The 10655-nt window shown below is 68.7% G+C and carries 11 protein-coding genes; 8 read left to right on the top strand and 3 right to left on the bottom strand.

Translation table 11 applies throughout. From position 1 onward, the window contains the following. Window positions 1-115: 115 nt before the first annotated feature. The 8 genes from ACFVYE_RS39670 to ACFVYE_RS39635 all read left to right on the top strand — a co-directional run bounded on the left by ACFVYE_RS39670 (window position 116) and on the right by ACFVYE_RS39635 (window position 7003). Window positions 116-760, top strand: a complete 645-nt coding sequence (locus ACFVYE_RS39670) for an HAD family hydrolase (protein WP_389608599.1) — start codon at window positions 116-118, stop codon at window positions 758-760. 42 nt (window positions 761-802) lie between these two features. Beyond that, window positions 803-2008 carry an MFS transporter gene (locus tag ACFVYE_RS39665; RefSeq protein WP_389608598.1) on the top strand — a complete coding sequence of 402 codons (1206 nt, stop codon included), beginning with the start codon at window positions 803-805 and terminating at the stop codon, window positions 2006-2008. After that, window positions 1977-3149 carry an acetoin utilization protein AcuC gene (locus tag ACFVYE_RS39660; RefSeq protein ID WP_389608597.1) on the top strand — a complete coding sequence of 391 codons (1173 nt, stop codon included), beginning with the start codon at window positions 1977-1979 and terminating at the stop codon, window positions 3147-3149. The genes ACFVYE_RS39665 and ACFVYE_RS39660 overlap by 32 nt, the downstream gene beginning before the upstream one ends. Window positions 3150-3271: 122 nt before the next feature. Continuing rightward, window positions 3272-4087 carry a phosphatase gene (locus ACFVYE_RS39655; protein WP_266360563.1) on the top strand — a complete coding sequence of 272 codons (816 nt, stop codon included), beginning with the start codon at window positions 3272-3274 and terminating at the stop codon, window positions 4085-4087. A 128-nt stretch (window positions 4088-4215) separates the two neighbouring features. After that, window positions 4216-4428 carry a helix-turn-helix domain-containing protein gene (locus ACFVYE_RS39650; protein ID WP_014046653.1) on the top strand — a complete coding sequence of 71 codons (213 nt, stop codon included), beginning with the start codon at window positions 4216-4218 and terminating at the stop codon, window positions 4426-4428. Window positions 4429-4538: 110 nt separating this feature from the next. After that, window positions 4539-4637 carry a 30S ribosomal protein bS22 gene (locus ACFVYE_RS39645; RefSeq protein ID WP_003948845.1) on the top strand — a complete coding sequence of 33 codons (99 nt, stop codon included), beginning with the start codon at window positions 4539-4541 and terminating at the stop codon, window positions 4635-4637. 188 nt (window positions 4638-4825) lie between these two features. Further along, window positions 4826-5920, top strand: a complete 1095-nt coding sequence (locus ACFVYE_RS39640; RefSeq protein WP_383965544.1) for an NAD-dependent epimerase/dehydratase family protein — start codon at window positions 4826-4828, stop codon at window positions 5918-5920. A 15-nt stretch (window positions 5921-5935) separates the two neighbouring features. After that, window positions 5936-7003 carry a lysophospholipid acyltransferase family protein gene (locus ACFVYE_RS39635; RefSeq protein ID WP_389608596.1) on the top strand — a complete coding sequence of 356 codons (1068 nt, stop codon included), beginning with the start codon at window positions 5936-5938 and terminating at the stop codon, window positions 7001-7003. 104 nt (window positions 7004-7107) lie between these two features. Here the strand turns inward: ACFVYE_RS39635 and ACFVYE_RS39630 are convergent, their stop codons facing one another. From ACFVYE_RS39630 to ACFVYE_RS39620, 3 genes are all read right to left on the bottom strand, one after another. Then, the gene (locus ACFVYE_RS39630; protein ID WP_389608595.1) at window positions 7108-8298 is read right to left on the bottom strand and encodes a DUF5667 domain-containing protein; all 1191 of its coding nucleotides are present in this window, start codon (window positions 8296-8298) and stop codon (window positions 7108-7110) included. Window positions 8299-8523: 225 nt separating this feature from the next. Then, window positions 8524-9300, bottom strand: a complete 777-nt coding sequence (locus tag ACFVYE_RS39625) for an ECF subfamily RNA polymerase sigma factor, BldN family (protein ID WP_030928170.1) — start codon at window positions 9298-9300, stop codon at window positions 8524-8526. 367 nt (window positions 9301-9667) lie between these two features. Further along, on the bottom strand, window positions 9668-10621 hold the full coding sequence (locus tag ACFVYE_RS39620; protein ID WP_383965552.1) for an HAD family hydrolase: 954 nt from the start codon (window positions 10619-10621) through the stop codon (window positions 9668-9670). Window positions 10622-10655 lie beyond the last annotated feature (34 nt).

Genomic DNA, 10655 nt, shown 5'->3' with positions numbered 1-10655 from the left:
TACTGCAGGGGGGACCCTGTGGGAGAGTAGGACGCCGCCGAACTCCTTTTACGGGAAAGCCCCGTGCCCTTGTGGCACGGGGCTTTTCTGCGTTCTGAGCGTCTAGGCTCGAACCATGCGCTACGAACTGGTCATCTTCGACAACGACGGTGTGCTCGTGGACAGCGAGCCGATCTCCAACACCATCCTGGCCGAGTACCTCACGGAGCTCGGTCACCCCACCTCGTACCAGGAGTGTCTTCGCGACTACATGGGGTCTGCCGTGCACCGGGTGCACGATCTCGTCGAGGAGAGGACCGGGGAGAAGCTGCCCGCGGACTTCGACGAGACGCTTCACTCGCGGGTCTTCGCTGCGTTCCAGCAGGAGCTGGAGCCGGTGGCGGGTGTCGACGATGTGCTGGGGAAGCTTGTCGCCGACGGGGTCGCCTACTGCGTCGCGTCCTCCAGCAGCCATGAGCGGATCAGGGTCGGGCATCGCAAGACCGGGCTCGACCAGTGGTTCGAGGAGGAGTGGATCTTCAGCGCGGAGGACGTGGGGCAGGGAAAGCCGGCGCCCGATCTGTTCCTGCATGCCGCCGAGCGGATGGGCGTACCTCCCGAGCGGTGCGTCGTCATCGAGGACAGCCCGCTCGGAGTGGAGGCGGCCAGGGCCGCGGGGATGGATGTGTACGGGTTTACATCGATGATGCCGGCGGACCGGCTCGCCGGGGTGACCGGGCACTTCTCCGACATGAGTCAACTGCGGGAATTGCTCGCCTGATCCATCTACCCATGGGTAGAGACTGGCCCTACGCTCGCGGCCATGACAGATGCTCGTTTGCGGCACGGCAGGGCCTCCCTCGCGTTGAGCTTCTTCGTGCAGGGAGTCACCTTTGCTCTGCTCGTGACGCGGATTCCCGCCATCCAGGACCGGTACGGGATATCCGACGGGCTGTTGCCTGTGTTCCTGGCCGCGGTGCCGATCCTGGCCGGGGTGGGCAGCGTGGTCACCGAGAAGGTGGTCGCGCGGGTGCGGCCCGGGGTCGTACTGAGGTGGGCGCAGCCCGTCGTGCTGCTTGCGCTGCTCGGTGTCGGGGCCGGGAGCGCATTGTGGGAGGCGGCCCTGGCGCTCGGTGTGTTCGGGCTTGCCGTCGGGGCGCTCGATGCCTCCATGAACATGATGGGGGTCAGTCTTCAGCGGGCGTACGGGCGTTCCATCATGCTCGGGTTCCATGCCGCGTACAGCCTGGGCGGGATCGCCGGGGCGTCCATGGCGTGGGCCGGGGCCCACTGGGATCTCTCGCTGCTGGTCTCGTACCTGCCGGCGGTTGTTGTGCTGCTGCCCGTCGCGTTCATCGGGAGCCGGTGGTACGTCGACGGCGCGTCGGCGGAGAAGAGGCTGGGAGAGGCACAGGGGAAGGGGGCCGCCTCGGTCTCCTTCAAGTTGCTGATGCCGCTCTGTCTGGTGATGAGCTTCGCGTACATCGGGGACTCGACGGTGTCCAACTGGAGCGCCAAGTATCTGCAGGATGTGCTGGGGAGCTCGGAGCAGCTGTCGACCGTTCCGTACAACGTCTACATGGTGACGACGCTGCTGGGGCGGGCTGTCGGGGACTTCGGGGTGCGGCGGTTCGGGGCTGTGGCCGTGGTGCGGTTCGGGAGTGTGCTGGCTGCCGCCGGGTTCGGTGTGGTGGCGGTGGCCGGTGGGGCGTGGGTCGGGATGCTCGGGTTCACCCTGCTGGGGCTCGGGCTGTGTGTGATCGTGCCGCAGACGTTCGCCGCTGCCGGGCGGATGTTCCCCGGGGCGAGTGATACGGCCATCGCGCGGCTGAATGTCTTCAACTACGTGGGATTCCTGGTGGGGTCGCCGCTGGTGGGGGCGCTCGGGGACGCCTGGAGCTATCGGGGGGCGATGCTCGTGCCGATGGTGTTGGTGCTTGCGACGCTGGTGTACGCCAAGTCGTTCGGCGCGGAGCCTGCCCGATACGGTGGCGGGCATGAGCGGCCGCACACAGTTGATGTGGGATGACGCAGTAACGGGATACGACTTCGGGGAAAGCCATCCGATGGACCCCGTCAGACTCGCCCTGACGATGGGGCTGGTGCGGGCGTTCGGGCTGGACGGTGCGGTGGATGTGGTGGCGGCCAAGCCCGCCGGGGAGTCCACACTGCGGCTCGTGCACCGCGAGGACTATGTGGCCGCCGTACGCTCCGCTTCGGCGGATCCGAAGCACGCCGACCAGAACTACGGTCTCGGGACGGTGGACGATCCCGCGTTCGCGGGGATGCATGAGGTGTCGGCGCTGATCGCCGGGCAGTCGGTGGCTGCGGCCGAGGCGGTGTGGCGCGGTGACACCGCGCATGCCGTGAACTTCGCGGGCGGGCTGCACCACGCCATGCCGGGCGGTGCGGCGGGGTTCTGCATCTACAACGATCCGGCGCTCGCCATCGCGCGGCTGCTGGAGCTGGGTGCCGAGCGGGTCGCGTACATCGATGTGGATGTGCACCACGGGGATGGGGTGCAGGCGGCCTTCTGGGAGGATCCGCGGGTCCTGACCGTGTCGCTGCACGAGCATCCGCGGACGCTTTTCCCGCAGACCGGCTGGCCGGAGGAGACCGGCTCCGGGGCGGGTGAGGGCAGTGCGGTGAATGTGGCGCTGCCGGCCGGTACGGGGGACGCGGGGTGGCTGCGGGCATTCCATGCGGTGGTGCCGGAGCTGCTGGCGGACTTCCGGCCTCAGGTGCTGGTGAGTCAGCACGGGGCCGATACGCATTTCGAGGATCCCCTCGCTCATTTCGCGGTGTCGCTGGATGCGCAACGGGTGGTGATGGCGGCCTGTCACGATCTCGCCCATGAGTACGCGGAGGGCGGGCGCTGGGTGGCGCTCGGCGGGGGCGGATATGCGGTGGTCGATGTGGTGCCGCGGTCCTGGACGCATCTGGTGGGGATCGCCGCGCATGCGCCGGTGGACCCGGAGTCGGTGATTCCGTCCTCGTGGCGGGACGAGGTCTATGCCCGGACGCGGCAGTTGGGGCCGGCCCGGATGACGGATGGGCGTACTCCTTCCTGGAAGTCGTGGGAGGAGGGGTACGACCCTGCGGACCGGCTGGATCAGGCGGTGCTGGCGACCAGGCGGGCGGCGTTCCCGTTGCGGGGGCTGCTGGCCTGAGGCGGGCGGGGGCGGTCGCGGTGTGGCCGTTTCCGTGCGGTGGTGAGGAATGGTTACGCCAACTGTGGGGCGTAACCGGGCTTCTGGCCCCCCGTCCGGGTGATTCGGGGAGCATCGGTGGGGTGTTGAGCACCGGAGCGCTGCGTGCGCATCTGCTGGCGGCCCGGCTGGCCGGGCCCGTGGCCACATCGAGGGAAGTGAGTCTGCGGAGCTATCGGCTCTTCGCGGCCCGCGACCCGCGGGTGATGCTCGGCCTCGACCCCGAACGGGGCTGGAAGGAGCCCGATCTCCTTCGTCTCATGGCCGACAAGTGCGGGGTCTCGGACGATCCTGCTCATGTTTCGGGCCCTGATGTGATTGATCCGGAGCGGACCCTGGCAGGTCTGGATGCCTTTGCCGTGCGGCTGTCGTATGCCGCGGTCCGGCGGGCGCCGGTGCTGTTCGGAACCGGCCATCCGCACCGGCTGCTCGGCTTCTACGCAGAGCTGGCAGACGCCATGTCGGCGGCCGGGTGCCCCGTACTCACCCCCGCGCAGGGGAGATGTATCGACATAACGGCCCGGTTCGGCGTACGCACGTACAGCCTCGACTACGTACGAGGTGTCGCGATGGTGCGCGAACCCGGCGTGCGGGCTCCCGGTGGTGACACCGGCGCACACACCCATTCGCCGTTGCCGGTCCGGGTGGCTCTGGAGGCGGTCGCGGAAGGTTGCGGGCGGCTGCCGGAGCTGGTCGTCGGGGACCACGGATGGGTCTGCGGGGCAGGTCAGCTGGGCATCGAGGCGATCGGGCTCGCGGATACGGACGATCCGGCGCTGTTCGTCGGGGAGGCCGAGGGGCGGGTGTCGGTCGCCGTTCCGCTCGACGATGCCGTGCGGTCCGCCTACTACCGGCCGCTCACTCGCTATGTACTCAATCGGGCGTGTCTGTCACAGTAGGCGGCCGATCGTCTCTCCTCTTCCCCACTCGCATCACACGCCCCTAATCTGGGGAGTGAGCGCACAACGACGAAGAGTCACCGGAGGGGAAGCCGGTGCGCGTCTCGTGCGGAAGGTACAGGTGGGTCATGGCTGCTGGCAGCGAGAGGCCTCTCAACGAGGTCAAGTTTCTGACTGTGGCGGAAGTCGCCTCGGTCATGAGGGTGTCGAAGATGACCGTGTACCGCTTGGTGCACAGCGGTCATCTGCCGGCGATCCGGGTGGGAAGGTCCTTCCGGGTTCCGGAGCAAGCGGTTCACGAGTATCTCCGCGAGTCCTTTGTGGGGGTGGAGTCCGCCTGAGGTTCACCTCGGATTACGCCCCTCACGCGGTGGCGGGTAGGCTAGGCCGACGTAGGTCGTGTGGGCCCAGACGCCCCGCACCAGTGAAGAAGAAGTGAGCGAGGGTAGTCGTGGGCTCTGTTATCAAGAAGCGGCGCAAGCGGATGGCCAAGAAGAAGCACCGCAAGCTGCTCAAGCGCACGCGCGTTCAGCGTCGCAACAAGAAGTAAGCGAACGCAGTTCGTGAATCCGCAGCCCTCCCGCCGACATGGCGGGAGGGCTGCGGTGCGTTGTGGGGCGGCACGTACGCGCATTCGGGCCAAAGACTTGGTAGAAGGCCGCCGTGCGGTCATCACAGGGCAACATCCACCCGCTACGGTGACGGCCAGGGGAAACCTTTCGACGGAAGGCGCTGATCTTGGGGAAGGTCGTGCTGGTCACGGGAGCGGCCCGGCAACTGGGCGGCCGCTTCGTGCGGCGCATCCAGCGTGATCCGGAAGTGGACCGGGTGATCGCCGTGGACGCGGTCGCGCCCGGGCACCAGTTGGGCGACGCCGACTTCGTCCGCGCGGACATCCGCCAGCCCGCGATCGCCAGGGTCCTCGCCGAGCACTCCGTCGACACGGTCGTCCATCTGGACGTCTCCGCCAAGACGGTCGGCACGGGTGGCCGGACGACGGTCAAGGAGACCAATGTCATCGGCACCATGCAGCTGCTCGGTGCCTGCCAGAAGGCGCCGAGCGTGCGGCGGCTGGTGATCAAATCCAGTACGAATGTGTACGGCTCCGCGCCCCGCGATCCTGCGGTCTTCACCGAGACCACCCCGCCCAAGTCCTTGCCGAGCGGGGGCTTCGCCAAGGACGTGGTGGAGGTCGAGGGGTACGTACGGGGCTTCGCGCGCCGTCGGCCGGACGTCGCCGTGTGCGTGCTCAGGTTCGCGAACATCCTGGGGCCGGAGGCGGATTCGCCGCTCGCCGACTATCTGTCGCTGCCTGTACTGCCGACGGTGTTCGGATACGACCCGAGGCTCCAGTTCGTGCACGAGGACGATGTCGTCGACGTACTGGGAATCGCCTCGCGAGAGCCGAGGCGCGGGACGCTGAACAGCGGCACCTTCAACATCGCCGGGGACGGTGTGCTGCTGCTCTCGCAGTGCTCGCGGCGGCTGGGGCGGCCGACGATGCCGCTGCTGCTGCCCGCTGTCACCTGGGTCGGCCAGGCGCTGCGTACGGTCGGCATGACGGACTTCTCGCCGGAGCAGATCCGGCTGCTCACCCACGGCCGGGTGGTCTCCACCGTCCAGATGCGCGAGACCCTGGGTTTCCACCCGCAGTTCAGTACCGCGGAGACGTTCGCGGAGTTTGCGAGCAGTCAGGGGCCAGGACTGCTGCCGCCGGAGGTGGTGGGCAGGGCGGTCGACCGACTGGCCGCCATGCCGTTCGCCGGGGCGGCCGGCGATGTTGCGGGGACCACCGGGGCGGGCGACACACACCCGACCCCCAGCGCCAGGTAGAGGAGCGCATCGACGATGGCGGATGCCAAGGTCATTCCGTTCGACGACGACCGTTCGCGTTCGGGCGGCTCGCCGCGCTCTGCGCGACGCCGGTCCGCAGGGGGCGGCAGCCGGGGCCAGGGGCCCTCGGCGGCCTCCGTGGTCGGTACTGCGGCCGTCAGCGCCCTTCCTGGGCAGCAGGACGCCTCGCTGCCGCAGGAGGAACCCCAGCAGGCCGGGCAGCCCCTGGAGGGGGCCGAGCGCGGTGGCTGGGACCGGCGGATCGCCGGCGGGCTCGCGTTCCTGCGTCGGCGGGTCACCGGTGAGTACGAAGTCGACGAGTTCGGGTACGACAAGGAGCTGACCGATCAGGTCCTGATGTCGATGCTGCGGCCGATGTACGAGAAGTACTTCCGGGTCGAGGTGAAGGGCATTGAGAACATCCCGTCCGACGGCGGGGCGCTCATCGTGTCCAACCACTCGGGGACGCTGCCGCTCGACGGGCTGATGCTTCAGGTCGCGGTGCACGACAACCATCCGGCGGGGCGGCATCTGCGACTGCTCGCCGCCGATCTCGTCTTCATGCTGCCGGTGGTCAACGAGCTTGCCCGCAAGGCCGGGCATACGCTGGCCTGTGCGGAGGACGCGGAGCGGCTGCTGCGGCGGGGCGAGGTCGTCGGGGTGATGCCGGAAGGCTTCAAGGGCATCGGCAAGCCGTTCGGCGAGCGGTACAAACTGCAGCGCTTCGGGCGGGGCGGCTTTGTCTCCACGGCGTTGCGGGCCGGGGTGCCGATCGTTCCGTGCTCGATCGTGGGGGCGGAGGAGATCTACCCGATGATCGGCGACTCGAAGACGCTGGCGCGGCTGCTGGGGTTTCCGTACTTCCCGATCACGCCGACGTTTCCCTGGCTGGGGCCGCTCGGGGCGGTGCCGTTGCCGACGAAGTGGACGATCCAGTTCGGGGAGCCGATCGCCACGAGTGGGTATCCGGTGGAGGCGGCGGAGGACCCGATGCTGATGTTCAATCTGACGGATCAGGTGCGGGAGCAGATTCAGCACACGCTGTACAAGTTGTTGGTGCAGCGGAGGTCGGTGTTCTTCTGAGGGGTGTACGCGAGGAGTGCCGGGGGCGCCCGGTGGGCGCCATGTCCTCAGTCGCCGGACGGGCTTGATGTTGTTGAATGCCCGTCCGGCGACTGAGGGTTGCGCTAGTCGTTCTGGTCCTCGCCGTTGATGCCCAGGCCAGGGAGCAGGCCGGGGAGGAGCGGGGGCAGGGTTACGTCCGGGGTGGGCGGGGGGCTGAAACGGCCGTCGGCGGACGGGGTGGTGCCGGGGGGCGGGGTGCCGAGGAGGCCGTCCGTGCCGCCGGTGATCAGGCCGTCGGACGGGGTGCTGCCGGAGTCGGACGGAAGGGGTGAGGTGCTGTCGCCCGTACGGCCCTGTGAGGCCTCCGGCGACGAGGGCGAGGACTGGTCCGTATGGGACGGTCCCGTGCCCTGTTCCGTTTCGTCCGACTGCTGGGAACCGCTGCTTCTGTCCGGGGTGCGGGGCAGCAGCGACTGCAGCGGTTCGACCTCTTCGTCTATGGCGTCGAAGACCGAGCTGACCTGGTCGCCGACATCGGTCAGCTGTACGGGCAGCCGGTCGCGCAGGCTGCTCCAGCTGTCGCGGTGCGAGCGGGAGAAGGACTCCAGGGTCTGGATCGGGCCGATGGCGCAGTCTCGTTGGTAGGCGGTGTGGAGCAGACGGTGGCCCTCGGTGGCGTCGTGCGTCATTCCGTTGAGCGTGCGCCTGACCTCGCCGAGCTGTTCATGGTCCAGATCGCCGGAGCGGGCGCGCTCCATCAGTCGGCGGGCTTCGCTGAGCCGGGTCGATGCCTGGTCGAGGTAGACCTCGCCGCGGTCGGCATCGCCGCTGGCCATGCCGAGGTGGATGTCCTCCATGCCGCGCTTGAGCCCGTACAGCGAATCACCCGGCAGGGCGTCGGAACTGGCAGCGGCCACTCCGCCGAAGGCTCCCGCTGCCACACCGACGGTGAGTCCGCCGGCCGCGAGGCCCTTCGTCCAGCGTGAGCGCGGACGCAATTTCCGGAGCGGGGAGGCCCGGTGGGCCCCCTTGGTCCGTTGCTCGGGCACCGTAGGGCCCGCGGACGCACCACCCTCGGCGAACATGGCTTCCATGGCTGCGACGAGCTGGGCTCGCTGCACCACTTTGACTTCGGGATCCAACTCCGGCCGCGGTAGCTCACCGAGGCCGTTCGCCAGGGCCAACAGCGTTCCGTGGTCGGCCGGTTCGGCCGGTTCCTCGGGCTGTACGGCCGCCGCACCGCGGAGCGACTGCTCCTCCAGGGCCTGGGCGAAGGCGTTCGCCCGCCGGTGTGCCGAAACGTTTGCGATCACTGGCGGCACCTCCTCTCGTCATGACGGTCGACTCCCCTGGGGGTCCGGATAGTTGCACACCTTGAGCGCTTCCACACGAAAGAGTGAGTGTCGGCGGACATGGAGTGACGACAGGGGGCCTGCAACCGGCACAACGAGGGGCGCGGCACTTGGGTTACGCACGAAGGATGATCGGACCAGTGCGTGACGAACATATCGCCGAGAGTGATTCGGCCGGGAGTGGGGTCAGCGGGCATCGTCCGGAAGGAGCCGGGCCAGGGTGCGGACGGCGCGGTACTGGAGGGTCTTGATCGCACCCTCGTTCTTGCCCATGACCCGGGCGGTCTCGGCGACCGAGAGGCCCTGCAGGAAACGCAGGGTCACGCACTCCTGCTGCTGGGGGTTGAGTCGGCGCACGGCCTGCAGCAGTGCGGCGTTGGAGAGAGACTCCAGGACGGAGTCCTCCGGGCTGCGCTCGACTTCGTTGGCATCGAGCATTTCGCCGGTGGTCACCTCCAGCCGGAAACGGCTGGACTTGAAGTGGTCGGCGACCAGGTTGCGGGCGATCGTGACCAGCCAGGCGCCGAAGTCGCGGCCCTGCCAGGTGAACGTGGAGATGCGGCGCAGGGCGCGCAGGAAGGTCTCGCTCGTGAGGTCCTCCGCTGTCGCCTTGCCGCCCACGCGGTAGTAGATGTATCGGTAGACGGTGTCGCTGTACTGGTCGTAGAGGCGGCCGAAGGCGTCAGCCTCGCCGGCCTGTGCGCGCTCGACGAGATCCATCATGCGCGCGCTGTCGCTGTCGGCGGTGGGCCGGCGAACGGTGGACGTAGTAGTTGCGCCGCGGTTGCTGCGTCTTCCGACCGCCGCACCGCGTTCGGCCAGGGCGTAGCAAGGGCCGACAGGTGCAGGGGTGGCAAATGCGGGTACGGCGTACGCGGTGGGGACGAAGCCGCGCAAGCGGTCGGCGACCGTTGCGCGCAGCGTAGCCAGGCCCGAGGCGTCAACCCCGACGTGTGGGTACACGGGACTCCCAGAGGCAGAGCTTCCATCACGTGCAGTGCGGAACCGTCACTCGTCGTAGTGAGTGGGGGGTTCCGGAATGCGTCTGAGGAGAATAACGCTTCGTACAGGCAGCGCTACACCCAGTTGCTAAAATCACCGATTACGTCGTTTCTGTAGCGACTAATCGATGCATCAAGTAGCACATCGTGACCGGATATTGATCGGATTACTTCGCGATCTGCCTACGGGCGCGACGGGTTGTGGTCGGGTGCGAGCAATCCGACTGGCGGGAGCGGTCGGTGGGTAAGGGGTCCCGATTGGCGGCAGGCGTCCGGGCGTGGCTCGGTGGCCCCCGGCGGGATCGGGCGGGGGCGCGAACGGGTGTGCGTCAGCGGCGGCGGCGGTGCAGGGCGACGGCGGCCGCGGTGCCGCCTGCGAGGGCGCCCACGCCGGCCGCGGCCGGGATGCCGACCTTGGCCGCCTTGCGGCCCGTCCGGTAGTCCCGCAGTCGCCAGTCGAGCGCGCGGGCGTGCTTGCGGAGCTTGGCGTCCGGGTTGATCGCGTACGGGTGTCCGACCAGGGACAGCATCGGGATGTCGTTGTGCGAATCGCTGTACGCCGCACAGCGGTCGAGGTCCAGGCCCTCGGCCGCCGCGAGGGCGCGGACCGCCTCGGCCTTCGCGGGGCCGTGCAGCGGCTCGCCGACCAGGCGGCCGGTGTAGACGCCGTCGACGGATTCGGCGACCGTGCCGAGTGCGCCGGTCAGGCCGAGGCGGCGGGCGATGATCGTGGCGGTCTCCACCGGGGCGGCGGTGACCAGCCAGACCCGCTGTCCGGCGTCGAGGTGGGCCTGGGCGAGTGCGCGGGTGCCGGGCCAGATGCGGTCGGCCATGTACTCGTCGTAGATCTCCTCGCCGATGGACATCAGCTCGGACACGCGGTGGCCCTTGACGATGGACAGGGCGCTGTCGCGCGCGTCCTGCATGTGTTCCGGGTCCTCGACGCCGGCCAGCCTGAACCAGGCCTGCTGCCAGGCGAACCTGGTCAGCTCGCGGCGCTGGAAGAACTTCCGCTTGTACAGGCCGCGGCCGAAGTGGAAGATCGCCGCGCCCTGCATCACGGTGTTGTCCAGGTCGAAGAAGGCAGCGGCCCGGTCGTCGCCGACGACGGGGAAGGCTGGTTCCTCGGTCGTGGTGAGGACAGAGGTGTCCTGGTCGGTGGCGGAGGACTGATCGTCGGGGAGGGAGGACTTCCGCGCTGCCTCAGCTGCTGCCTCGCCGGCCAGCACGCTCCGTGCTGTTGCGGGGCGCCTACGGGGTGTGAGCCATCCAAGAGCGGCCATGTCGTGAGCATAGCCAGTCGGTTCGGCCCTTCCC

Source organism: Streptomyces sp. NPDC058239, assembly GCF_042882185.1.
Lineage (GTDB): Bacteria > Actinomycetota > Actinomycetes > Streptomycetales > Streptomycetaceae > Streptomyces.
This window is presented reverse-complemented; position numbering and strand designations above follow the sequence as displayed.

What these genes read in the sequence shown, in the direction of transcription:
- ACFVYE_RS39670 (WP_389608599.1), top strand. Translation starts at nt 116, where the DNA reads ATGCGCTACGAACTGGTCATCTTCGACAACGACGGTGTGCTCGTGGAC.
- ACFVYE_RS39665 (WP_389608598.1), top strand. Translation starts at nt 803, where the DNA reads ATGACAGATGCTCGTTTGCGGCACGGCAGGGCCTCCCTCGCGTTGAGC.
- ACFVYE_RS39660 (WP_389608597.1), top strand. Translation starts at nt 1,977, where the DNA reads ATGAGCGGCCGCACACAGTTGATGTGGGATGACGCAGTAACGGGATAC.
- ACFVYE_RS39650 (WP_014046653.1), top strand. Translation starts at nt 4,216, where the DNA reads ATGGCTGCTGGCAGCGAGAGGCCTCTCAACGAGGTCAAGTTTCTGACT.
- ACFVYE_RS39635 (WP_389608596.1), top strand. Translation starts at nt 5,936, where the DNA reads ATGGCGGATGCCAAGGTCATTCCGTTCGACGACGACCGTTCGCGTTCG.
- ACFVYE_RS39620 (WP_383965552.1), bottom strand. Translation starts at nt 10,621, where the DNA reads ATGGCCGCTCTTGGATGGCTCACACCCCGTAGGCGCCCCGCAACAGCA.